The organism is Streptomyces sp. NRRL B-3229, from assembly GCF_000719505.1.
Lineage (GTDB): Bacteria > Actinomycetota > Actinomycetes > Streptomycetales > Streptomycetaceae > Streptomyces > Streptomyces griseorubiginosus.
The window spans coordinates 183,223-207,345 of record NZ_JOGP01000006.1 but is presented as its reverse complement, the minus strand read 5'-3'; the positions used below and the strand labels follow the sequence as shown (position 1 = coordinate 207,345).

The 24,123-nt window shown below is 71.5% G+C and carries 19 protein-coding genes; 13 read left to right on the top strand and 6 right to left on the bottom strand.

Annotation, left to right across the window (positions count from 1 at the left end; all coding sequences use genetic code 11):
• Nucleotides 1-25: 25 nt before the first annotated feature.
• The 6 genes from IF54_RS0111190 to IF54_RS0111165 all read left to right on the top strand — a co-directional run bounded on the left by IF54_RS0111190 (nt 26) and on the right by IF54_RS0111165 (nt 10,156).
• Complete coding sequence (locus IF54_RS0111190; RefSeq protein ID WP_030317192.1) at nt 26-1,714, top strand: serine/threonine-protein kinase; 1,689 nt, start codon at nt 26-28, stop codon at nt 1,712-1,714.
• 370 nt (nt 1,715-2,084) lie between these two features.
• On the top strand, nt 2,085-3,791 hold the full coding sequence (locus tag IF54_RS0111185; RefSeq protein WP_030317190.1) for a serine/threonine-protein kinase: 1,707 nt from the start codon (nt 2,085-2,087) through the stop codon (nt 3,789-3,791).
• 91 nt (nt 3,792-3,882) lie between these two features.
• On the top strand, nt 3,883-5,454 hold the full coding sequence (locus tag IF54_RS0111180; RefSeq protein WP_030317187.1) for a serine/threonine-protein kinase: 1,572 nt from the start codon (nt 3,883-3,885) through the stop codon (nt 5,452-5,454).
• Between the two features lie 46 nt (nt 5,455-5,500).
• The gene (locus IF54_RS0111175; protein ID WP_030317186.1) at nt 5,501-6,583 is read left to right on the top strand and encodes a protein kinase domain-containing protein; all 1,083 of its coding nucleotides are present in this window, start codon (nt 5,501-5,503) and stop codon (nt 6,581-6,583) included.
• Nucleotides 6,584-6,720: 137 nt separating this feature from the next.
• Entirely contained in the window at nt 6,721-8,334 is a 1,614-nt protein-coding gene (locus IF54_RS0111170; RefSeq protein ID WP_030317184.1) for a succinic semialdehyde dehydrogenase, read from the top strand.
• Nucleotides 8,335-8,374: 40 nt separating this feature from the next.
• A complete protein-coding gene (locus tag IF54_RS0111165) occupies nt 8,375-10,156 on the top strand; it encodes a GMC family oxidoreductase N-terminal domain-containing protein (RefSeq protein WP_030317182.1) in 1,782 nt (593 codons plus the stop codon).
• A gap of 111 nt (nt 10,157-10,267) precedes the next feature.
• Here the strand turns inward: IF54_RS0111165 and IF54_RS0111160 are convergent, their stop codons facing one another.
• Complete coding sequence (locus tag IF54_RS0111160) at nt 10,268-11,299, bottom strand: LPXTG cell wall anchor domain-containing protein (RefSeq protein WP_030317180.1); 1,032 nt, start codon at nt 11,297-11,299, stop codon at nt 10,268-10,270.
• A 211-nt stretch (nt 11,300-11,510) separates the two neighbouring features.
• Between IF54_RS0111160 and IF54_RS0111155 the strand changes: the two genes are divergently transcribed.
• Nucleotides 11,511-12,614, top strand: coding sequence for a hypothetical protein (locus tag IF54_RS0111155; protein WP_078851939.1), 1,104 nt, complete (start codon nt 11,511-11,513; stop codon nt 12,612-12,614).
• Between the two features lie 581 nt (nt 12,615-13,195).
• Here IF54_RS0111155 and IF54_RS0111150 read toward each other — a convergent pair.
• The gene (locus tag IF54_RS0111150) at nt 13,196-13,450 is read right to left on the bottom strand and encodes a chorismate mutase (RefSeq protein WP_030317169.1); all 255 of its coding nucleotides are present in this window, start codon (nt 13,448-13,450) and stop codon (nt 13,196-13,198) included.
• Nucleotides 13,451-13,764: 314 nt separating this feature from the next.
• Here IF54_RS0111150 and guaA point away from each other — a divergent pair, with 314 nt between their 5' ends.
• The gene (gene guaA, locus IF54_RS0111145) at nt 13,765-15,342 is read left to right on the top strand and encodes a glutamine-hydrolyzing GMP synthase (protein ID WP_030317166.1); all 1,578 of its coding nucleotides are present in this window, start codon (nt 13,765-13,767) and stop codon (nt 15,340-15,342) included.
• Between the two features lie 13 nt (nt 15,343-15,355).
• Here guaA and IF54_RS0111140 read toward each other — a convergent pair whose 3' ends face one another.
• Nucleotides 15,356-15,823: a pyridoxamine 5'-phosphate oxidase family protein gene (locus tag IF54_RS0111140; protein ID WP_030317164.1), complete on the bottom strand. Its 468-nt coding sequence runs from the start codon at nt 15,821-15,823 to the stop codon at nt 15,356-15,358.
• A 139-nt stretch (nt 15,824-15,962) separates the two neighbouring features.
• Here IF54_RS0111140 and IF54_RS0111135 point away from each other — a divergent pair, with 139 nt between their 5' ends.
• Entirely contained in the window at nt 15,963-16,769 is an 807-nt protein-coding gene (locus IF54_RS0111135; protein WP_030317162.1) for a class II aldolase/adducin family protein, read from the top strand.
• Nucleotides 16,770-16,860: 91 nt separating this feature from the next.
• On the opposite strand, the gene IF54_RS0111130 is transcribed toward IF54_RS0111135, so the two are convergent.
• Nucleotides 16,861-17,760, bottom strand: a complete 900-nt coding sequence (locus tag IF54_RS0111130) for a DUF4429 domain-containing protein (protein ID WP_030317161.1) — start codon at nt 17,758-17,760, stop codon at nt 16,861-16,863.
• A gap of 264 nt (nt 17,761-18,024) precedes the next feature.
• On the opposite strand from IF54_RS0111130, the gene IF54_RS0111125 reads away from it, so the two are divergent.
• Complete coding sequence (locus IF54_RS0111125) at nt 18,025-19,332, top strand: hypothetical protein (RefSeq protein ID WP_030317160.1); 1,308 nt, start codon at nt 18,025-18,027, stop codon at nt 19,330-19,332.
• A 326-nt stretch (nt 19,333-19,658) separates the two neighbouring features.
• Nucleotides 19,659-20,189 (top strand): DoxX family protein, encoded by a 531-nt coding sequence (locus IF54_RS0111120; protein ID WP_030317158.1) that lies wholly within the window; start codon nt 19,659-19,661, stop codon nt 20,187-20,189.
• A gap of 54 nt (nt 20,190-20,243) precedes the next feature.
• Here the strand turns inward: IF54_RS0111120 and IF54_RS0111115 are convergent, their stop codons facing one another.
• Complete coding sequence (locus tag IF54_RS0111115; RefSeq protein WP_030317156.1) at nt 20,244-20,501, bottom strand: hypothetical protein; 258 nt, start codon at nt 20,499-20,501, stop codon at nt 20,244-20,246.
• Nucleotides 20,488-21,936: a PspC domain-containing protein gene (locus tag IF54_RS0111110; protein WP_030317154.1), complete on the bottom strand. Its 1,449-nt coding sequence runs from the start codon at nt 21,934-21,936 to the stop codon at nt 20,488-20,490. The genes IF54_RS0111115 and IF54_RS0111110 overlap by 14 nt, the downstream gene beginning before the upstream one ends.
• A 142-nt stretch (nt 21,937-22,078) precedes the next feature.
• On the opposite strand from IF54_RS0111110, the gene IF54_RS0111105 reads away from it, so the two are divergent.
• Together IF54_RS0111105 and IF54_RS0111100 are read left to right on the top strand one after the other, a co-directional pair.
• Entirely contained in the window at nt 22,079-23,407 is a 1,329-nt protein-coding gene (locus IF54_RS0111105; RefSeq protein WP_030317152.1) for an ATP-binding protein, read from the top strand.
• Nucleotides 23,404-24,123: a LuxR C-terminal-related transcriptional regulator gene (locus tag IF54_RS0111100; protein ID WP_030317151.1), complete on the top strand. Its 720-nt coding sequence runs from the start codon at nt 23,404-23,406 to the stop codon at nt 24,121-24,123. The genes IF54_RS0111105 and IF54_RS0111100 overlap by 4 nt, the downstream gene beginning before the upstream one ends.

The window sequence follows — 24,123 nt, the reverse complement described above, 5'->3', positions numbered from 1 at the left end:
AGCATTGCGGGGCAACGTGAATCAGATGCAGGGCCTGCTCCTCGCGGGGCGTTACCGGCTCGCCGACCCGATAGGCAAGGGCGGCATGGGCCGGGTTTGGCGTGCCCACGATGAGGTGCTGCACCGGGCCGTGGCCATCAAGGAGTTGACCGCCGCGCTCTATGTCTCCGAGAGCGACCAGGCCGTCCTGCTCGCCCGCACCCGTGCCGAGGCCCGCGCGGCCGCCCGGATCAACCACTCGGCCGTCGTCACCGTGCACGACGTGCTGGACCACGACGGCCGGCCCTGGATCGTGATGGAGCTGGTCGAGGGCCGCTCGCTGGCCGACGCCGTCAAGGAGGACGGCCGGGTGGAGCCGCGCGAGGCCGCCCGGATCGGGCTGTGGGTGCTGCGGGCCCTGCGCGCCGCGCACTCCGCCGGTGTCCTGCACAGGGATGTGAAACCCGGCAACGTCCTGCTCGCCCAGGACGGCCGCGTCCTGCTCACCGACTTCGGGATCGCCCAGATCGAGGGCGACACCACCATCACCCGCACCGGAGAGGTCGTCGGCTCGGTCGACTACCTCGCCCCCGAGCGGGTCCGCGGCGCCGACCCCGGTCCGTCCGCCGACCTGTGGGCGCTGGGCGCCACGCTGTACACGGCAGTCGAGGGCCGTTCGCCGTTCCGCCGTACGACCCCGCTGGCCACCATGCAGGCCGTCGTGGACGAGCACCCCGCCGAGCCGCGTGACGCCGGTCCGCTCACACCCGTCATCGCCGCGCTGCTGAACAAGGACCCCGCGGGACGGCCCGACGCGGCCGAGGCCGAACAGCTGCTCGCCGAGGCGGCGGAGGGGCGGCGGCCGGGTGCGGCGCAGGCGTACGTGCCGACGGGGTCGGTGCGGTACGACACGGGGGGCACGACCGGCGGTGCCGGCACCGGAACGGGCACCCGGCCTGTGCAGACGGCCGCTGCCACGCCCTATTCCTCGACCACGCCCTATCCCTCGGGCGCCGGCACGCCCTACCCTCCGGTCACGGCCACGTCGTACCCCCCGGTCACGGCCCCGCCCGCGCGGCGGAAGCTGCGGCGCCTGCGCACGTTCGCCCTGCTGGTCGCCTTCGCGGCGATCGTCGGCGCGAGTACCTTTGTCGCGTTGCAGCAGTTCGGTAAGGACAGCCCCACCGGCTCCGGCGACGCCTCGCGGACTCCGAGCGCCACGCCGACCGACCAGGACGGCCAGCCAGGGGTTCCCGCCGATTGGCAGCGCCACAACGATCCGGCGGGCTTCACCATCTACCTGCCCCCGGGATGGAAGCGGTCCATCTCCATCGACCAGGACGGCCTCACGCAGGTCGACTACTCGCCCGACAAGGGCAAACACCTCGTGCGCGTCGCCGTCGACACCGCCCCGGACTTCGCCACCTCGTACGAGCACATGAGCAACCTGAACGCGCAGATCTCAGGGCTCCAGAACTACAGGCAGCTGAGCCTCAGGAAGGCGCTCTTCCGCGACCTGCCCGGTGCGCGCTGGGAGTACACGTGGAATGCGCTGGCCAAGGACCCGCCGCATTACTTCGCGGCTCCTTACCACGCCATCGACGTCGGGTTCATGGAACGTGACGGCACCGAGTACGCCATCTACGCGTCTTCGCCGACCGTCGACTGGGCCACCGCGCGCAAGCAGTTCGACTGGATTCTGCGGAGCTGGCAAGAGGGCGAAGCGCAGCAGTGAGAGCAGCACGACTTCGGCGGAGTTCCGTGCACAGGCTCCGCCGAACACGACCGTTGAATTGGACCGTTTGTCCGTCGGTGGTCGACGCGTAAGTGGTGAAGGCGAGAGGCGCACCATTTCCGCCGTATTCATGACGCTGTGCAGGACAGCAGGATTCCAGACATCCGGGTTGTCGAATACCGGGCCCATGTCCTCGTGTTGTGCCACGCTTTGCAACCGTTCAGAAACCGGCCATGGCTGGGAAAGGAGCGCTCTTGGGCGCGAGTGAGCTCGAGCTCGGCGTGGCGCTGGACCACCTCCGGGAGAGCGATTCCCGCTTGGCCGGTCAGCGTCCCGGAAGGGGTCCGTCCGGCGCGGCATCATGGGACGCATGAGCACCCCGGGGGACGACTTCCGTGTGATCGCGAGCCGTTACCGCCTGGAGGCGCGGATCGGCCGTGGCGGCATGGGCGTGGTGTGGCGGGCGACGGACCAGCTGCTCGGCCGGCAGGTCGCCGTCAAGGAGATCCCGCTCGACGAGAGCCTCTCCGCCGAGGACGCCAGGCTCCAGCGCGACCGCACGCTGCGTGAGGCGGGTGCGGTCGCCCGGCTGCGTCACCCGCACATCATCGTGGTGCACGACGTCGTCGAGCAGGACGAACGGCCCTACATCGTCATGGAGTTGATCGACGGCGGCTCCCTCGCCGAGCGGATCTCCGCCGACGGCCCGGTCGACGCCGGTGAGGCCGCCCGGATCGGCGCCGACCTGCTGAGCGCGCTGCGCGCCGCGCACACGGCCGGGGTGCTGCACCGGGACATCAAGCCCGCCAACGTCCTCGTCGAGTCGGACACCGGCCGGGTCGTCCTCACCGACTTCGGCATCGCCCAGGTCGCCGGCGCCACCACGCTCACCGAGACCGGTTCCTTCGTCGGCTCGCCCGAGTACACCGCGCCGGAGCGGATGTCCGGGGCCAGGACCGGCCCGGAGGCCGACCTGTGGTCGCTGGGCGCCCTGCTGTGCACGGCCCTCAGCGGTGAATCGCCGTTCCGCCGCGACTCGTTGGGCGGCATCCTGCACGCCGTCGTCATCGACGAGATCCGGCCGCCCGCGCAGGCCGCGCCGCTGCTGCCCGTCGTACGGGGGCTGCTGGAGCGCGATCCCGAGCTGCGCCTGGACGCGGTGGAGGCGGAGCGGATGCTGCGGGTGTACCTGGAGACGGGCCGCACCCCGACCCGCCGGGTGCCCGATCGCCCGTACACACCGACCGAGCGCGACCTGCCGTTGCGGCGGTCCCGGGAGCATCAGGATTCCTCGGAGCGGCGGTCCCAGGAGCGGCAGGACTTCTCCTCCGTGGGGCCGTCCCCGGTGCCCTCCGCGAACGGTGGGCCCCGGGCGGTGCGGGCCCGGTCGAGGCGGGCCGTGCTCATGGCGGCGCTGCTGGTCGCCGCGCTGGCGGGGGCGGGGGCGTCGGCGGCGGTCCTGCTGACGCACCAGGGCGGGGACGGCCGTACGCCGACGAGCAGTTCGGCGCCCGGGACAGCGGCCGGCACCACGCCGCGCACACCCGTCGGCACCACTCCGCACACCCCGGTGGGCAGCTCGCCGAAGACGCCCACGAGCCCGTCCTCCCGGCCGCCCACGGTGACGCTCCCGTCCGCCCCCTCCGGCTACCGGGTCGCAGACGACCCCGCCGGGTTCGCGCTCGCCGTGCCGGACGGGTTCACCCGTGCGCCGCAGGGGCAACGGGTCTTCTACATGTCACCAGGGGAGACCTTCCACCTCGGCATCAAGGTCGGCGAGCCCCAACCCGGCGGCCCCCTGGGCGTGATGAGCCGCGCGGCCGCCAAGGGGCCTGACACCAACCCCGGTTACCGGGACGGCCGGGTCACCTCGGTCACGCACCGCGGACACCCCGCCGCCCTCTGGGAGTTCACCTGGGACGGCTTCAGCGCGGCCGAGGGCGCCCGGCACACCTACGACCTGTGCTGGGAGGAGAACGGACGGCTGTACGACGTGTGGGTCTCGGCACCGGTCGGGAAGGTGCGGGAGGCGAAGGAGTACTTCGACGTCGCACTGGACACCTTCACCCGGACATAGCGGGCGATAAGCCGCGTCACGGGTCACGGGTCTGTGACCGGATCGCGTTCCCTGTGGAAGCGGAGGCGCAGGGCGCGATAGGGATGAACCCATGAGCAGCAGCGGGGGAGTCGGCCACGAGTCCGACGAGACGACGAGTTATGTTCTGCAACCGCCTAGACCTGCCCCCTCGGAGCCGGGTGTGGGGCGGCTCATAGCCGGCCGCTACCGGCTGCTCGCCAAGCTCGGCCACGGTGGCATGGGCACGGTGTGGCGGGCCCAGGACGAGACCGTGGACCGCGAGGTGGCCGTCAAGGAGCCTCGCGTGCCCGATCATCTTCCCGAACGCGAACAGGGGAACGCCTTCGAGCGGATGCGTCGTGAGGCGCGTGCCGCGGCCCGGCTCGACCATCCGTCCGTCGTGAACGTGCACGACGTGGCGGTCGTGGACGGCCGGCCGTGGATCGTGATGGAGCTGGTGCGGGGCCGCTCGCTGGGCGACGTGTTGCAGGAGGGCACCCTCGGGACGCGGGAAGCGGCGAGAATCGGCCTCCAGGTGCTCGGCGCGCTGGAGGCCGCGCACGCGGCGGGCGTTCTGCACAGGGATGTAAAACCGGACAACGTCCTCCTCGGCCGTCACGACCGGGTCGTGCTCACCGACTTCGGCATCGCGCAGATCGAGGGCGAGACCAGCCTCACCGACACCGGCGGCTTCGTCGGCTCGCCCGAGTTCATCGCCCCGGAGCGGGTGCTGGGCCAGCGCCCCGGGCCCGCCTCCGACCTCTGGTCCCTCGGTGTGGTCCTGTACGCGGCGACGGAGGGCGTCTCGCCGTTCCGCCGCAGCAACACCCCGGCCACCCTCCAGTCCGTCCTCAACGCCGTGCCCGCGCCGCCCGCCGCCGCGCCCGGTCCGCTCGCCGACGCCATCAGCGGCCTCCTCCAGAAGGACCCGGCGCGCCGGCCCACCGCCGCACAGGTCAGGGCACTCCTGGAGGCCACCGCCAACCCGCCGGCCCCGGAGCCCGAGCCGATCGTGCGGACCGTGGAGGTACCGGCGGGTGGCGGCGTCCGGCTGGGCCGCAGGACGCTGCTCGGGCTCGGTGCTGCGGTCCTCGCGGCCGCGGCGGTGGCCTGCCTGGTAATCGCGGACCCCTTCGCGGGACCGCTCCCGGACGGCTGGACCAAGCGGCACACCAAGGACGTCGCCGCGACCCTGGCGGTCCCCGCGGGCTACCGGCCCACCACGCCCGACCGCAAGACCGACAAGGACCACTGGATCAGGTACGCCGACGAGAGCGGCGCCATCTGGATCGGCCTGCGCCTGGACCGGAAGGCCGAGGACGCCGCGCATGAGATCGCGGGGTCCGCGGCGGCCGAGATGTACGACGACGACAGCCGGTTCAAGGAGAGCGGCGACTACGAGCTCGGCATGTCGAAGACGTCGCGGACCCGGCCCGAGGACAGGACCTACCAGGGCGCCAAGGCCGCCGGGAACACCGTCAGGTACGACACCACCGACAGCCAGAACCCCCGCCCGCGCGAAGTCCGGATCTTCTACTACCGGACCACCGCCGGCGACATGTACAAGCTCACCGTCGGCTATCCGGGCCGGGGCGACTTCACCGCGCGGGGGCGTGAGGTGGCGAGGACGGCGATCGCCAACCTGAGCGTGGACCGGCCCTGAGCCCGTCGCTTAGACAAGGGCGGGACGCGCAAGGTACTCATGTGCCATGAGTGAAGACGGCGAACTCCCGTCCGACGGACGCCTGATCGGTGCGCGGTACCGGCTCGTCGAGCGGATCGGGGCCGGGCCGGGCGGCACGGTGTGGCGGGCTCACGATGAGCAGGACGAGCGGTACGTCGCCGTCAAGGAGCCCCGGCTGACCGGGGATCCGCGGGACGAGGAGCGGCGGCGGGCCGTGCAGCGGCTGCCGCACGAGGCGCGGGCCGCGGCCTGGGTCGACCATCCGTCGGCCGTCACCATTCACGACGTCCTCCTTGAGGACGAACTGCCCTGGATCGTCATGGAGTTGGTGGAGGGCGAGTCGCTGGAGGCCGCTCGGGCGGCGCGCGGGCCGCTGCCGGACGCCGAGGCCGCACGGATCGGGCTCGCCGTCCTCGGCGCGCTCCACACCGCGCACGGGGTCGGCATCGTCCACCGGGACCTCAAGCCCGCCAACGTCCTCCTCGAAGCGGGGAGCGGGCGGGTCGTCGTCACCGACTTCGGGATCGGCGGCGGTGCCGGGTACGCCGGTGGCCGGGAGACCTCCGCCGGATTCATCGCCCCGGAGTGCGCCTCGGGACCGGGGGCGGGGCCCGCGTCCGACCTGTGGTCGTTGGGGGCGGTGCTCCGGGCAGCCGTGGCGGAGGCCCGGCCCGGTCCGCTGGGCACCCTGCTGGAGCGACTCCTCGTCCCCGAGCCCGAGCAGCGGCCCCTGGCGGAGGAAGCCGCCCGGCTCCTGGCAGACGTTGCCGGGGCGCCCGTACCGGAGTGGGCCGTGGAAGCGAAGACTCCGGACGCCGGGGAGCGGGCCGCCGTGCCGGACGCCGGTGCGCACCCCGTGGCCGCCGCGACGGCGGATCCCGCGCTCCAGGGCGCCGGCGCGACCGTCACGTCGGCCGGTGCGCGAGCCTCGGCCGCGGACCCCGCCTCCCCGGACGTCACGACAGCGCCCGCCGCGTCCCCCGGCGCCGACGGCCACGACCCGTCCGCCCCACCGGCGGCCACCCCCGCCCCCGACCCGCAGCCGCGCCGGCTCACCGCTCTCTCCGCCTTCGGTCTCCTCCTCCAGAAAAAACCGGAACGCGGTTGATCGTCGCCGCGGGGCGCCCGTCCAACGCCCTGATCAGCGCATTCCCTGCCAGTCATCACTGGCGGCATGTGCGCAGTCGGTGAACGCCTGTTACCGACGGGTACCCAAAGCGCCCCGTCCCGCATACCCTGCGGCTCATGACGGACGCGCAGGCCCCGGCCAAGACCGGCACCAACCCCCTCGCCCCCGCCCCTGAGGGCGCCCGTACCGCGGCCGACGTGGTCACCCCGGAGCTGGTCGCCCAGCTCACCAAGGGTGTCGTCGGTTCCCGCCGTACCGCGAACCACACGCCGTTCACCGGTGAGAAGCTGGCCGACCTGCCCGAGTCCACCCCCGAGGACGTACGGAAGGCCTACGAGGCGGCCCGCGCGGCGCAGCCGGTGTGGGAGCGGACCCCGGTGCGGCAGCGCGCCGCCGTCCTGCTCCGCTTCCACGACCTGGTCCTGGAGCGCCAGGCCGAGGTCCTCGACCTCATCCAGCTGGAGACCGGCAAGGCCCGTCTGCACGCCCACGAGGAGGTGCAGGCCGTCGCGGTCGCGGCCCGGCACTACGGCCGCAAGGCGCCCGCCTACCTCAGGCCCAAGCGGCACGCGGGAGCCGTGCCCACCCTCACCAAGGTCACCGAACTGCGTCACGCGCGCGGGGTCGTCGGCCAGATCGCCCCCTGGAACTACCCGCTCGAACTGTCCGTCGGTGACGCGCTCCCCGCCTTCGCCGCGGGCAACGCGGTCGTGATGAAGCCGGACACCGAGACCTGCCTGACCGCCCTGTGGGCACGGGATCTGCTGATCGAGGCCGGGCTGCCGGCCGACGTCTTCCAGGTCGTCCTCGGCGAGGGCCCCGTGGTCGGCCCCGAGGTGGTCCGGCACGCCGACTACGTCTCCTTCACCGGCTCCACCCGCACCGGCCGCGAGGTCGCCCAGGGCGCCGCCGCCCGGCTGGTCGGCGTCTCCCTCGAACTCGGCGGCAAGAACGCCATGCTGGTCCTCGAGGACGCCGACGTCGAGAAGGCCGCCGCCGGTGCCGTCCGCGCCTGCTTCTCCTCCGCGGGCCAACTCTGCATCTCCATCGAGCGGTTGTACGTCCACGAGTCGATCGCCGACGCGTTCGTCGAGCGCTTCGCCGCCCGCACCAAGGCCATGCGCCTCGGCACGTCCCTCGCCTACGGCGCCGACATGGGCTCCCTGGTGGGGGAGCGGCAACTGGAGACCGTCACCCGGCACGTGGACGAGGCCGTCGAGAAGGGCGCCAAGCTCGTCGCCGGTGGCGTCGCCCGCCCGGACATCGGCCCGTACTTCTACGAGCCGACCATCCTCGACGGCGTCACCGAGCCGATGGCCGTGTGCGCCGAGGAGACCTTCGGGCCGGTCGTCTCCATCTACCGTTTCAAGAGCGAGGACGAGGCGATCGAGCTCGCCAACTCCACGCCGTACGGCCTGAATTCCTCGGTGTGGACGAAGGACGGCAAGCGGGGCCGCGAGGTCGCCTCCCGGGTGCGCGCCGGCACGGTCAACGTCAACGAGGGCTACGCCTCCGCCTACGGCAGCGTCCAGTCCCCGATGGGCGGCATGAAGGACTCCGGCCTCGGCCGCCGGCACGGCTCCGAGGGCATCCTCAAGTACACCGAGGCCCAGACGATCGCCCAGCAGCGGCTCCTGCCGATGGCGCCCTCGCTGGGCATGGACGACGAGAAGTACGCCCAGTTCATGAGCCGCAGCCTGCGACTCATGAAGGCGTTCCGGTTCAAGTAGGAACGCCCGCTCCAGACGACGTTCTCAACGAGGAGAGCACGTGCCCCAGGACACCTACGACTACGACGTCATCGTCGTCGGCTCCGGCTTCGGCGGCAGCGTCACCGCGCTGCGTCTCACCGAGAAGGGCTACCGCGTAGGCGTCCTGGAAGCCGGCCGCCGCTTCACCCGCGAGACCCTGCCCAAGAACTCCTGGGACCTGAAGAACTACCTCTGGGCCCCGAAGCTCGGCCTGTACGGCATCCAGCGCATCCACCTGCTCGGCAACGTCATGGTCCTCGCGGGCGCCGGCGTCGGCGGCGGCTCGCTGAACTACGCCAACACCCTCTACGTCCCCCCGAAGCCCTTCTTCGAGGACCCCCAGTGGCGTGACATCACCGACTGGCAGGAGGAGTTGGAGCCGTACTACGACCAGGCCCGCCGCATGCTCGGCGTCCGGCTCAATCCGACGATGACCCCCTCCGACGTCCACCTCAAGGCGGCCGCCGAGCGGATGGGCGTCGGCGACACCTTCCACATGGCCCCGGTCGGCGTCTTCTTCGGCGACGGCGAGGACGCGGAGGGCAAGAGCAAGGCGGCTCCCGGCGAGCAGGTCGCGGACCCCTACTTCGGCGGGGCCGGCCCCTCCCGCCGGGCCTGCACCGAGTGCGGCGAGTGCATGACCGGCTGCCGGCACGGCGCCAAGAACACCCTGAACGAGAACTACCTCCACCTCGCCGAGAAGGCCGGCGCGGTCGTCCACCCCCTCACCACCGTCGTCTCGGTCACCGACGACTCCCAGGGCGGCTACGCGGTCGCGACCCTGCCCACCGACGACCGCCGCAAGTCCTCGCGGGGCCGCACCTTCAAGGCCCGCCAGGTCGTCATCGCCGCCGGCACCTACGGCACCCAGACCCTGCTGCACCGCATGAAGGCCGGCGGCCAACTGCCGTACATCTCGGACAAGTTGGGCGAGCTCACCCGCACCAACTCCGAGGCCCTGGTCGGCGCCCAGACCGACAACCGCCGCTACCGCAAGGCCACCGGCACCCCCAAGGTCGACTTCACCCAGGGCGTCGCCATCACGTCCTCCATCCACCCGGACGAGAACACCCACATCGAGCCGGTCCGCTACGGCAAGGGCTCCAACTCGATGGGCGGCCTCTCGATCCTCCAAGTGCCCTACGCGGAGGGCTCGTCGAGGGTGGCGGCCTGGCTGGCGAACGCCGCCCGGCACCCCCTCCTGGTCCTTCGCTCCCTCTCCAACCGCCGCTGGTCGGAGCGGACCATCATCGGCCTGGTCATGCAGTCGCTGGACAACTCCCTGACGACGTACCTGAAACCGGACGGCGTCGGCAAGGGCCTGCTCACCGCCCGCCAGGGCCACGGCGCCCCCAACCCCAAGCAGATCAGGGCCGCTTCACAGGCCGCGTCCGCCGTCGCCGCCGACATCAACGGCTTCGCCGGCTCCAACGTCGGCGAGCTCATGGGCACCCCGCTCACCGCCCACTTCCTCGGCGGCTGCCCCATCGGCTCCTCCCGCGAGACCGGTGTCATCGACCCGTACCACCGGCTCTACGGCCACCCCGGGATCTCGGTCGTCGACGGCGCCGCGGTCTCCGCGAACCTCGGCGTGAACCCCTCGCTGACGATCACCGCGCAGGCCGAGCGGGCGATGTCGTACTGGCCCAACAAGGGCGAGCCGGACCCCCGTCCGGCCCAGGGCGAGGCCTACGAGCGACTCCACCCCGTCGAGCCCAGGTCACCGGCGGTCCCGGCGGAGGCCTTCGGCGCGCTGAGGCTGCCGTTCCTGGGGATACCGGCGGTGCCGAAGAAGCCGTAGAGCCGGAAGACGCCAAAGAGAAGGACCTGCGCCCCCCTCCGAGCGCAGGTCCTTCTCTTTTTCTCTTTTTCTTGCGTCAAGCTGTATTTACGGCGTTTGCGGCCCTACGACTCAGGCGTGGGCGCCGTTCACGCCCTTGCGCCGCTTCATCGCGAAGACGACACCGGTACCGGCGACGACGGCGAACCCGCCGACGAGGCCGATGACCGGAAGGGCCGAGCTGGAACCGGTCTCGGCGAGCTGACCGTCCACGTCGACGCCGTTGACGTCCTTGATGGCGCTCTTGCCGCCGGTCTGCGGCTTGGCGTCGCCCGGCTTGCCGGCGTCGGAACCGGCCGGCAGGACCTCGAAGTAGTAGATGCCGTAGTTGTCGTCCTGGGAGACCCAGCAGCCCTGTTCGTCGGAGTACTCGGCGAGGCCGATGGCGATGCCGATCGCGCTCGGGACCTCACGGTCGACCTTCACCCGCAGCTGGTAGCTGACGGAGTCGCCGCCGTCCAGGCTGAAGGAGTTGAAGGAGCCGCCCTCGCCGAACTGCGTGGCCACGTCGACCCAGGAACCGCCCTGCTTCACCTGGACGGTGATCAGGTCGCTGTAGTCCTCGTCGAAGTTCCAGTCGACCGCGCCGACGGCGACGATCGGCTGGATGTCCTTGATGGTGTCGTCGCCGGAGTTGCTGACGTTGAACTTGAAGTTCGTCCAGCCGCTGCCCGCCACGACGGACTCGGGCAGACCGGTCAGCGAGCTGTGCAGCACGTCGCTGTCCTCGAAGACCGGGCCGCTGTCCTCGTCGATCTCGCACTGGTCGCCGGGCTCGCCGCTCTCGCTCGGGGAGGGGCTGCTGGTGGCGGAGGCCGAGCCGGTGGGGCTCGTCGAGGGGCTGCTGCTGGCGGTGGCCGAGCCGGACGCGCCCGTGGTCGGGGTTCCGGTGGCGGTGGTGGTGGTCGTCGGGTCCGCCGGGGTCGTGGCCGGGTCCGCCGGGGTGCTCGTGGCGTCGGCCGGGGTGGCGTCGGCGGCGGGCGTGCTCTCGGCCGCGGTCGGCGTGGGGGTCTCGTCCGCGAAGGCGCTCGGCGCGGCGAACAGCGCCAGCGGCGCTATCGCGGCGGTCGCGGCCGCGGCGGCACATGCACGACGAAGCTTCATGAAGACCTCAGGAGTCAGGTGTGCCGCGCTGCGCGCACCACACATCAGGAGGCCTCCGCGTGTGGGGCGCGGGTGGGGCCCGTGGTTCGTGAGGTTTGATCCACGCCAACTGTGAAAGGTTGTGCGGCCATTCACAGAAAACTTATGTGTGCTGAGTCACATACCAGTTCTTCTTGTGAACACGCTTTCCAAGGCCCTACAACTGACCCACGTGGCAGAAGACCCCAAGATTCCGGACGACGTCTGGGAACGATTCGTTCGTGACACCGAACGGGACATCCGAGACACCGCCCCCAAGGAACCCTCCGCGCGGGCCCGTGAGGTGGCCGAGCGGCTGCGGCGACAGGAAGCGCGCGGAGAGCTGCCGGAGGGCTGGCGCACTGGTCCGGCCTGGCAGCGGAAGAAGAGCCGGCGGGGCCTGTGGGGCGTCCTCGGGATCGCCGTCGCGGTCGTGGTGGCCGTCGTCGCGGTGAAGCCGTCGCTGATACCGGGCGACCTCTTCGGCGGCAAAAGCTCAGCGGAGTCCGCCGCCTCCCCGCTGCCCCAGGAGACGGCCGCCCCGACCACGGCCCCGGCTGCCGTGGACCCCGAGATCCCCACCCTCGACGACCCGTTCGCCGGTTCGCCGGCCAAGCGGTGGGCCGACGGCGAGTCCGGGATCGTCGTACCGAAGGCGAAGGCCGTCTCCGGCCAGTCCGCGGCCAAGGTCGGCCAGGCCCTGGAGCTGACCAAGAAGCTGCTGGTCGAGTCCAACCTCGCTCCGGGCACGCTGCGCGGTGAACGGCCCGCCGCGGCGCTCGCGCTGCTGGACCCCAAGCAGGGCGACGTCCTCAAGCGCCTGAACGCCGGCCTGAGCAAGCCGGACAAGGACCACGACCCGCTGTCGATGTTCAGCCGCTTCGACCCCTCCCAGGTCCGGCTGGTCGGTGACGTGGTCAAGCTGCGGGGCCGGATGACGTTCAGGGCGGGCGAGCACGCCTCGGTGGCCGTGCACGCCGACTACACCTTCGTCTACCCGGTCGTCCGCACCGACGGCACCACCGAGGTGACCCGTACCATCGTCCGCCGCGTCCTCGACGTCGAACTGCCCGACCCGGCGAAGTACCAGGTCACGCCGGGCAAGCTCAATGTCCTGCGCTACGACGAGAGCGCCGGCAACACGACCTGTGACGTCCACGACGGTTTCCTGCACCCGGAGTTCCCCACCACGGCGGAGCCCAGCGGGCCGGCCCCCACGGGTCCGACGCGGGACCCCTACGACCGCAGCGAGGACATCGGCCGGATCAAGGACTGCGGGACGGCGTCCCGGGTCTAGCCGGCCTGTGCGAGTCCGGTGAGCCTGCGCAAGCGAAGGGCCCCGCGGGGCGGAACCGCGGGGCCCTTCTTTCGTCAGCACCGACGTCAGGGCAGCGCCGGTGCCGGGGAGCGGCGCCGGGGGGTTGCGCCGCCTGCTCTTCGCGCCGTCGTACTCGCCGCCCCTTGGTCTGGACCTCTGGCAATGACCTCTGGGACCTCTGCCAATGACCTCTGGCAATGCGGCGAGACAAGACGAATACGGTTGTCTGCGGAGGGACTTGGGGGCTTTCTAGGCATCGTGCTGGATGGGCGCGGCCTCCGCAACCGTTTGACCCAGCCTGGTGCCGGTACTTGTCCCGCCGGCCGGCCCCGGGCGTCCCCGGAGCCGGCCGTTCTCTTGGGTGACCGGGCTGCTGTCCCCTGCCGTCCGGTCACTACTGGAGCGAGGTCCCACGACGCACGGCACGTTCCGTGCGTCTCATCGCTCCAGCGAGCCACGCGTGGTTCTGTCGGGCCCGCCCCTGGCTGGCACGGACACCACCACCAACGAGCCGGTGGGCGCGGCGGTCACGCGCCGTACGGGTGAGGCGGTGCCCGAACTCAGATGCGACCCCTGCACAGTTCGAGGAGCGTCATCGCGAGGCCGGTGCCGGGCTTGCCCAGGGCGTCCCGGTAGCGGCCGAGGATCTCCATCTCGCGCGCGAGGTGGACCCGCCGTCCGCCCGAGGCGATGCGGGTCTGCTGAACGACGGCGGAGACGGCCATCCGTTCCTGGATGAGACCGATGATCCGGTCGTCGAGCGCGTCGATGCGCTCACGGGCGTCTGCGATGGTCGCTTCCGGTGTGGTGGTCACGTAGGGCTCCTGGTGGGGTGGATGCCCCGGAGCGGCAAGGTCCGGAAAACACGGGCGCCCCGGACCTTGTCGGCCCGGGGCGCCTGGGAAGTCGCTTGTCAGTTGCTCAAGCAGCACGACCATGGCAGCCGGCGGGCCGGGTGCCATAGGTAAACAGGTAGGTCGTCTGCGTGAGCATGGGAGCAGTATGCAGGGCCCCGCGGCGCCGTCCAACCCGGTTCGCATCCTGAGACCGGGCTCGGCCCCGGTCGGGGCCCGCGGGTCCCGGTAGACTCGGCCCCACACACACCTCGCTCACCGCCGGAAGGCAACCCGTGTCCTCAGCGAACCCCGCCGCCGCCCCCGACACCGTCCTGGTCGTCGACTTCGGTGCGCAGTACGCCCAGCTCATCGCCCGTCGTGTCCGCGAGGCCCGGGTCTACAGCGAGATCGTGCCGAGCACCATGCCGGTCGCGGAGATGCTCGCCAAGAACCCGGCGGCGATCATCCTCTCCGGCGGCCCCTCGTCGGTGTACGCGGAGGGCGCCCCGCGCCTGGACCGCGCGCTCTTCGAGTCCGGCGTCCCGGTCTTCGGCATGTGCTACGGCTTCCAGCTGATGGCCACCACCCTCGGCGGCACCGTCGACAACACCGGCGCGCGTGAGTACGGCCGCACGCCGCTGCACGTCTCGAAGTCCGGCTCGACCCTCTTCGAGGGCACCCCGGACGAGCAGTCGGTGTGGATGTCCCACGGCGACGCCTGCTCCGCCGCCCCCGAGGGCTTCACCGTGACCGCGTCCACGGACGTCGTCCCGGTCGCCGCCTTCGAGAACGACGAGAAGAAGCTCTACGGCGTCCAGTACCACCCCGAGGTCATGCACTCCACGCACGGCCAGCAGGTCCTGGAGCACTTCCTGTACCGGGGTGCCGGTCTCAAGCCCGACTGGACCACCGGCAACGTGATCGAGGAGCAGGTCGCCGAGATCCGCTCGCGCGTCGGCGACAAGCGCGCGATCTGCGGTCTGTCCGGCGGCGTGGACTCCGCGGTGGCCGCGGCCCTGGTCGCGCGTGCCATCGGCGACCAGCTGACCTGCGTGTACGTCGACCACGGTCTGATGCGCAAGGGCGAGACCGAGCAGGTCGAGAAGGACTTCGTGGCCGCGACCGGCGTCAAGCTGGTCGTCGTCGACGCGGAGGAGCGCTTCCTCACGGCCCTCAAGGGTGTCTCGGACCCCGAGGAGAAGCGGAAGATCATCGGCCGGGAGTTCATCCGCGTCTTCGAGCAGGCCCAGGCCGAGATCATCGCGGACGAGGGCCCGGCGGTGGAGTTCCTCGTCCAGGGCACGCTCTACCCGGACGTGGTCGAGTCCGGCGGCGGCACCGGCACCGCCAACATCAAGTCGCACCACAACGTCGGCGGCCTGCCCGAGGACCTCGAGTTCCAGCTGATCGAGCCGCTGCGCAAGCTGTTCAAGGACGAGGTCCGGATGGTCGGCCAGGAGCTGGGCCTGCCGGAGGAGATCGTCCAGCGCCAGCCCTTCCCGGGCCCCGGCCTCGGCATCCGGATCGTCGGCGAGGTCACCAAGGAGCGCCTGGACCTGCTGCGCGACGCCGACGCCATCGCCCGCGAGGAGCTGACCGCGGCCGGCCTGGACCGCGACATCTGGCAGTGCCCGGTCGTCCTGCTCGCGGACGTCCGCTCGGTCGGCGTCCAGGGCGACGGCCGCACCTACGGCCACCCGATCGTCCTGCGCCCGGTGTCCAGCGAGGACGCCATGACGGCCGACTGGTCGCGACTGCCGTACGACGTCCTGGCGAAGATCTCGACGCGGATCACCAACGAGGTGGCCGACGTCAACCGCGTGGTGCTCGACGTGACGTCGAAGCCGCCGGGCACCATCGAGTGGGAGTAGGCCCTGGCGGGCCCTAGGTCCGCTTGAGGGTGCGCACCGGCTCCCCGGGCTTCCAGACCTGGACGACGAGGTAGGTGTCGTCCTCGACGTAGGTCCGCACGACCTCCGTCAGCTCGGTGCGGAAGAGGTGGAACGGCTCCGGCGGTTCCACCTCTTCGCCGTACCGGGCCTTGGTCTGCGGATCGGTGACCTCGCGCGCGTGACCGCTGATCCGTACGTCTCCGCCGCCCATGGTCTGGCCCTCGCCGGGGTTGGCCTGGAGGGAGAAACGCGGGTCCCGCAGCAGGTCCCGCGCCTTGAGCGAGTCCGGCATCATGCCGAGCCAGAGTTCGCCGTTCAGGAAGCGGACCTCCAGGCCCGTGGTGCGCGGAGAGCCGTCCTTGCGGAGGGTGGCGAGGGTGTGGTGGGTGAAGGCGCCGAAGCGCTGCTCCACGGTCCTGGCGAGGCCGGGTTCCGCGGAGGAGAAGTCTGCCCAGTTCATACCGTGCAGTCTTGCGCCCATACCCGACATCTTCTGTCCGGTATCCGCTGTGTGCACCATCTTTACAAACCACCCCTGTTCTCCTGCGCTGCCCGACGGTAACTTCCGCCCCGTAAGCAACCCAGTGCTGGAGGAACAGATGCACGGGACACCCCTCGGGCCGACTCCGCCGATGCCCGTGCCCACCGAGAAGCTCCAGTTCGCGATGCCGCCGATGCACGACTCCGTCGAGGAGGAACGCCGGCACCGCAAGGAGCGGCTTGCCGGCGCGCTGCGCACCTTCGGACGGCTCGGCTTCGAGGACGGCGTCTCCGGACACATCACCGCCCGCGACCCCCAGTTCACCGACTGCTTCTGGGTCAACCCCTTCGGCATGCCCTTCAGGCACGTCACCGTGAGCGACCTGGTGCTCGCCAACTCCGACGGCCAGGTGATCGACGGCCGCCACCACGTCAACCAGGCCGCGTTCACCGTGCACTCCCAGGTGCACGCCGCCCGCCCCGACGTCGTGGCCGTCGCCCACTGCCACTCCGTGCACGGGCGGGCACTGGCCGCCCTCGGCGAGCTCCTCGACCCGATCACCCAGGAGAGCTGCGCCTTCTACGAGGACCACGCGCTGTACGACACCTACACCGGCGTCGTCGTGGACGCCGAGGAGGGCCGCCGGATCGCCACCGCGCTCGGGTCCCGCAAGGCCCTGGTCCTGCGCAACCACGGGCTGCTGACCGTCGGGGACTCGGTGGACGCGGCGGCCTGGTGGTTCATCTCGATGGAACGCTCCAGCCAGGTCCAGCTGACGGCCCGGGCGGCGGGCCGCCCCGTGCTCATCGACCACCGGGCGGCGGTGGCGACACGGGAGCAGCTGGGCGGGGACCTGGTGGCGTGGATCAACTACCAGCCGATGTGGCAGGACATCAGCCGCAGCGAGCCGGATCTGCTGAGCTGAAGCACGGGAGTCCGGCCGGCGCCTGTTGAGCCGAAACGCGGGAGTGGGGCCGGTGCCTGCTGAGCTGAAGGTCCGGAGTGGGGCCGCTGCGCTAGAAGCCCCGCAGTACGGCGGCCTTCGTTGCGGCGAACTCCTCGTCGGTGAGCACCCCTTCGCGGTACAGCTCGCCCAGCTCCCGCAGCCTGCGTAGCAGTACGTCGTGGTGATCGGCCGCCGGCGGCAGGGCCGAGGCCGTCGACCGGGGCCGCAGGGCCCGCTCGTCGTCGTACTCGAGGCCGCCCCGGGTCGACGGGTGCGGCAGGCGGGCCGTGACCGCCGTCGCGACCAGAGCCGTGAGCAGGTCACGGCGGGTGCTGCCCCACAGGTCGAGGGCGTACGGGTCCTTCTCCGGCGGCAGTTTCGAGAACGACGTCTCACGGGTCACGAACCGCATGAACCCGTCCTCGTAACCGGAGTTGGGCAGCCACTCCACCTGCACGAGGTCGCCCACGTTGATGATCCGCGGGCCGGTCGCACGCTTGACGCGGTCGGAGGTGTCGGCCCAGTCGATGCGCACCTGGATGCCGTCGAAGGAGACCGTACCGTCGGAGGAGCGCACCGAGACCGGGACCGGCGGGCCGGGGAGCAGGTACGTCTTCGTCGGCTCCTTGGGGATCTGGTCGAGGAGGAGGGACCGTCGGATCTCCTCGGCCACGTACTCGGCGACTCCGGCGCGGTCGACATCCACGACCAGCCGGTACGGATCGGCCGAGTCCGGCAGCCGTCCGCCGGTCGCGTGCAGGAGGGGGTCCGCACCCTCGCGCAGCCGCATCCGGAGCCGGCCGCGTTTGCGCTCCGGCTCGAACGCCACGCCCGCGATGGCCTCCAGGGGCACGGCGATCTCGCCGTACGTCTGCCGGAACAACGGCACGGAACGGTGGAGTCCCGGCGTGATCCTGACCGTTGTGCCGTCGAAGACCCAGGTCCCGTCACGCTGGATGATCTCGGCCATACGCAAATTCTCGCAGCCGGGTCAACACGGCGGGGCCTGCTTCACCCGTCGCTTCACTTGCGCGGACCGGACCTGCCGGGTCCGGGCGGTGTGCCGTAGGGCACAATTCGCTGTCATCGCCGGGGAGTTGTTCGGGGTTTCTCGGGGGTCTTCAGGGGGCTTCACAGGTCTTCGCGCGGTGGGAACGCCGTGCGGTGGGTGACCGGGCTTCCGCGGGGCCAGAGGTTCACCAGGGTCGTGGTCGTGGGAAGGCGGGCGTCGGGCGTGGCGGTGCAGGAAGCGAGACAGGGCGTGGACGGGGGTGCGTTCGGTGCCTCCAGAGGGCCGGGGGGTGCGCATGACGGTGGCTGCACCTGCGGGGACTGTCCGCACGGGGCGCGGACCGGGCATCGGCGCGCGGTCGCCGAATTCCTGCTGAAGCGGGACGAGTTCGCCGCCGGACAGGGGCTGCCTGCCGCAGTGGCGCACTCGGCGTCGGCCTCCCGGCAGTGGATCTCGGAGGAACTCACCCAGTCCGCGGAGCTCGTGGCCGAGCGCGGACGGGCCGAGGGCGCGGCCTGGCTCGCCCGGCTGTGGCGTCGTACGGCGGGTGCGGTGTGGGCCGCTGTCGTGGTGCTGGTGCTCGTCCAGGCGCTCACGGCGATCGGCGCGGGGTGGACCGCGGCGCGAACGGCGGGGCTGCTGGCCGCGCTGGTGGTGGCCGGTTCGCTGACCGCCGCGTCCTGGTTCCACCGGGCCCGCGGCGGGGTGCTCGCGCCGGTGATCGGCGAGGACAACCGGCTCTCCACGTCACGCGCGGTCGCCGTGGCGTGGGTGCTGTTCGTCGCGTACGCGGTGCTGGTGCTGGTGGGACGGCTCGCCGCGGCCTCCTCCCACGCGGAACGGGACACGCTGATCTCCGGGCTCGAACTGGCCCGGGGCGCGGGTGTCGTGACCGTTCTCGCCGTGGTGTGCGGGATCGCCGTGCTGGTACGGCGGGTGGTCGGGCTGCGGGTGCTGGGGCAGCGGCTCCAGAAGGTGCGGGCGGACCGCCCGCGGGCGGCGGACCTGCTGACGGACGACTCCGGGCGGGGCAGCTTCGCCGACATCCAGTACGTCGTGATCGGCGGGGTCGCGCTGCTGTTCGCGGCCGTCCGACTTGCCCGGCGGCCGGACCAGTTGCCGGATCTGCCGTGGGGACTCGCGGTGGTGGTGCTGGTGTCCGCGGCGACGTATGTGGCGGGGAAGTACGCGGAGGGCGGCCGGCCGGTGATCCTCTCCGTGGTGCGGTCGCGCGAGGCGGGCGACCTGGACGGACCGATCCGCACCGGCGACGACATCGAGATCCGCGGCGCCGGGTTCGTGCCGCCGGGGGCGCAGCGGGCGGACCGGCTGGCGCGGATGGTGGTGCGGATCGGCCCGGTGAACGTGCAGGTGCCGCTGGTGCCGGTCGCCGGTGGCTTCAGCAACCCGGCGGACGATGTGCTGACCGTGCCGGTGCCGGCCGATGTGGAGGCGGGACGGGTGGAGGTGCAGGTGGTCACTGCGGCGGGGGTGGAGACGAACCGGTATTCGATCGACGTGACGGACTGAGATTCGCGGTGGTTGTCTGCGGCTGGGTGAGGTCGGGCGTTTAGCGCAGTTCCGCGCGCCCCTGAAGGCCTGCGGCGGCCCGTTGCGCTCCGGCGGGGGCGGGCACGGCGACTGACGGTCCCGTATTGGCTCAAGTGCACTGCACCCCCAGGGGCGCGGGGAACTGCGCGATCAGCCACAGCGGACCCGCACCCGCCCGCCAACCGAACCCGGCACCCCTCCGGCGCTCTCGAAAACTCCTCCGAACTGGATTGAGCCGCGCAGCCCCTCCATGCGTATCGTCTTGTGAGGGGTCTCGGCTCGCTGGTGAGAGGCGGCTCGGAGCGATGACTCATAGTTTTCGTACGGACACGCACGCCCCCTATTACGACGAGGCACGGTCCTGGCGGGACAACATCAGCCAGTACGCCCTGCTTCCCCTGCGCATCTTCCTGGGCGTCACTTTCATATACGCCGGCTTGGACAAGCTGACCGACAGTGCCTTCATGAAGGACTCCGGCTCGGGCTCCATCGGCGACATGATGCGCAGCGTGCGGGATTCGTCCGCGATTCCCGCGCTGGTCGACCTGTCCCTGAAGAACCCCGTCGGGTTCGGGTACGCCATTGCCTTCGGTGAACTCGCCGTAGGTATCGGCACCTTGCTCGGCATCCTGGCACGCCTGGCCGCACTGGGCGGCGCGCTGATCTCGCTCAGTCTCTGGCTGACGGTGAGTTGGGCCTCCGATCCCTACTACTACGGCAACGACCTCGCCTACCTGATGGCCTGGCTGCCGCTCGTGCTCGCGGGTGCTTCCGTGTTCTCCGTGGACGCCGCCTTGCGGTCCCGACGACGGCAGCGGGCGGGAGGTTACCGGTAGGTCCGGTCGGCGGAGCTACCGGTGTCGAGGTGACCGGTAGCTTCCCCCTCACGGTCAGTGTGGTGAGGGCGGCTGTGCCCTTTCCTCCTCCTTCGGGGGTGCCTCTGTGCGGTGTCTGGCGCGGCGGCCGCGTATCGCGCGGGTCAGCAGTCCGACCGTGCCTGCCAGGCAGAGGCCGCCCACGACCATCGGGATCACCGCGAACCACGGTGTGTCCCAGGCGCCGCCCGCGTCCCCGACGTACGTGATGCCGGCGAGGGTGAGGAAGACCCCGGCGACCAGTCTTCCCGGCTGGAACTCATGACGCAGCACGGCTCACCTCCGCCTGTCCGATGCCGACCCGCAGATCCAGGTCGAGGGTGCCGGTGTTCTTGCTGTCCGAGGTCGCCGGCAGGGTGACCTCCTTGCGTTTGCCGGGCTGCACGTCCACGTCCTGCTGGTCGTCGCCCGGCAGCTGGACGTCGCCCACTCCCACGTCGATGCTCGCCTTCACGGTCACGTCCGGCGGCACGATCACCACCAGCCGGCCGACACCCACCTCGGCGTGGGTCGTCACGGTCCGGCCCTTGGTCACGTCCAGCTTGGTCAGGTCCAAGGTCCCCACGCCGGTGCCGAGTTCGTACTCCGGGCGGACTTCCGTCACCGCCGCCGGTTTCCAGGTGGTGCGGACCCAGTGCGTGGTGATGTCCTTCGGCAGGGCCGCGGAGGTGGCCAGCAGTCCTGCCGTGATGACGGCGAGGAAGAGCGAGCCCGCTCCCGTGCGGCCCAGGAAGGAGCTGATGGCCATGCCGACGCCGAAGACGATCAGCGCGCAGGCCAGGCCGGTCTGAAGACTCGTGCCGAGCGGGTGGTGCTCCCAGGTCGCTCCGGTGGCGAGACCGCCCGCCAGCAGGGCGAACAGGAAGATCCAGCCGCCGATCCAGCGCGGGCCGCGGGGCTTGGGGGGCCGGGTGTGGGCCGCGCGGAGGTCCTCGCGCCGGTTCCACGGGGTGCCGCGGCCGATGTTGACGGCCGCCGCGATGTCACGGTCGCGGGAGTCCAGGGGCCCCCACAGATAGCCCGTGCCGCCGACATGGGTGCCGTCCTTGACGATGGGGTCGCGCCACCAGGAAGGGGAGCCGGCCGGTACCGGCGGGGCCTGGGCCTCCGGCGGGGCGTCGGCGACGGCCTGCGCGGAGAGCGGGTCCGGGTCGGGGGTGCCCCGGTTGCGCGACCAGTAGCCGGCGCCCGCGAGGAGCAGGGAGAGCACCAGGGCGAAGGTCAGCACGCCGGTGTTGCTCAGCATGGTGAGGAAGACTCCGCAGCCGACCAGGGCGAACAGCACTCCCGTCAGTGCCTGGCCGTCCACCCGGCCGGTGAGGAGCTTGTGCACCTCGTTCTCGTCCTCGTCCTCGTACGGGACTACGAGCCAGGCGAAGCCGTAGAAGATGAGGCCGATACCGCCCGTCGCCGAGAGCACGGCGAGGGTGATCCGGAAGATCACCGGGTCCATGTCGCACTGCCGCCCCAGCCCGGCGCACACCCCGGCGAGCTGCTTGTGCCGCCGGTCGCGCCGGAAGGAGAGGGGGGCGGGGTCCGGGCCGGGCTCCGTGTTGGGCTGCTGGGTGGGGCCCTCGGTGCCGTGTACGGCCGTGGGTGGTGCCGTGCCTCCTTCTTCCCTGTGCGCGCCCACGCCCGTGCCGGCGCCGGTGCTCCGGTCCGGGCCTCCGCCGGATCCGGCGGCTGCGGCGTGCTGGTGATCTGTCATGTGTCCATGGTGACGGGCGGGAGGGCCCGGCGGGAGTCGGAACGACCCTGGCCGGACCCTGATATCGGCCCTGAGAGGGGGGAGGGAGGTGTTCGGAGGGCATGCCGTTCGAAGATCAGGGGAGTCTCGGGGGCCAACCCTGATGCCCCCGCACCCCGGCCGTGTGACGATCGATGGCATGCCGGAAGCCGCAGCAGCGCCCCTCGTCGAACCGCGGCCGCCGCGCAAGCTCTACCGCAGCAGTGACGGACGCTGGCTGGGTGGTGTAGCGCGGGGGCTCGCCGGGCATCTCGGCCTGCCCGTCATCTGGGTGCGGCTCGTCTTCGTCGGCCTGTTCATGGCGGACGGCCTCGGTGCCCTGCTGTATGCCGCGTTCTGGTTCTTCGTGCCGCTCGGCGTCGGCGGGGTGGGTGGACAGCGGCCCCCGTCCCTGGTCACGACGGAGACCTCGCCGGACGGCCGCCGCAGACTGGTCGCCCGCCGCCCCGACAAGGGCCAGATCGTGGCCCTGCTGCTCATGGTCGTCGTGGCCATGGTCTTCGTCGGCAATGTGAACGTGGGCAATGGGGCCAAGGCGTATCTCTGGCCGGCCGTCCTCGTCGGCGCCGGCGTCGCCCTCGTCTGGCGCCAGGCGGACAATGCCCGCCGGGCCCGCTGGATGGAGGTCGGCCGCCGTCGGCGCACCCTGAGCCTGCTGCGTGCCGCGGGCGGTGTCCTCCTCGTCACGGCGGGTGTCTCCGGGGTCTTCGTCCTCCAGGGTTCCGCCGCCCACCTCGGCTCCGTCCTCCAGGCGGCACTCGCGGTCCTCGTGGGGATAACACTGCTCGCGGGGCCGTATCTCGTCCGGATGACCCAGGACCTCTCCGAGGAGCGTCTGATGCGCATCCGCGCCCAGGAGCGCGCCGAGGTCGCCGCCCATGTCCACGACTCCGTGCTGCACACCCTCACCCTGATCCAGCGCAACGCGGAGAACCCCGGCGAGGTCCGCCGCCTCGCCCGCGCCCAGGAGCGTGACCTGCGCACCTGGCTCTACAAACCCGAGGGCACCGGCAAGGACGAGGCCGACGAACCCACCGACCTCGCCGACGCGGTGCGGCGCAATGCGGCCGAGGTGGAGGACAAGCACGGCGTCCCCATCGAGGTCGTGGTCGTCGGGGACTGCCCGCTCGACGAGCGGACCGGCGCGCAGATGCAGGCCGCGCGCGAGGCGATGGTCAACGCCGCCAAGTACGGTGGCGAGGGCGGCGCCGTACAGGTCTACGCCGAAGTCGAGGGCAGGACGGTCTTCGTGTCCGTCCGGGACCGCGGCCCCGGCTTCGACCTCGACTCGATACCCGCCGACCGGATGGGTGTCAGACAATCGATCATCGGCCGCATGGAGCGCCACGGCGGCACGGCCCGGCTGCGCGCGGTGCCGGGCGGTGGCACGGAGGTCGAGCTGGAGATGGAGAGGGCGGAGAAGACGTCATGAGTGACCCCACCGAGGCGAACACCGAACCCGTGGAGCCCGCGGGGGGCGCGGGCGAGCGGCACGTGCGCGTGGTCCTCGTCGACGACCACCGCATGTTCCGTACCGGCGTCCAGGCCGAGATCGGCCGGACCGAGGAGACCGGTGTCGAGGTCGTCGGGGAGGCCGCGGACGTCGAGCAGGCCGTCACCGTCATCACCGCGACCCGCCCCGAGGTCGTCCTCCTCGACGTCCATCTCCCGGGCGGCGGCGGGGTCGAAGTGCTGCGCCGCTGCGCCCCGTTGATGGCCGACCCCGAGCAGCCCGTCCGCTTCCTCGCCCTGTCCGTCTCGGACGCTGCCGAGGACGTGATCGGGGTGATCCGGGGTGGTGCGCGCGGCTATGTGACGAAGACGATCACGGGCACGGACCTCGTGGACTCCGTCTTCCGCGTCCAGGAGGGCGACGCGGTGTTCTCCCCGCGGCTCGCGGGCTTCGTCCTGGACGCCTTCGCCTCCACCGACGCCCCGCCGGTCGACGAGGACCTCGACCGTCTCACCCAGCGCGAGCGCGAGGTGCTGCGGCTCATCGCGCGGGGCTACGCCTACAAGGAGATCGCCAAGCAGCTGTTCATCTCGGTGAAGACGGTCGAGTCCCATGTCTCGGCGGTGCTGAGGAAGTTGCAGCTGTCCAACCGTCATGAGCTGACGCGATGGGCGACCGCACGGCGACTGGTCTGA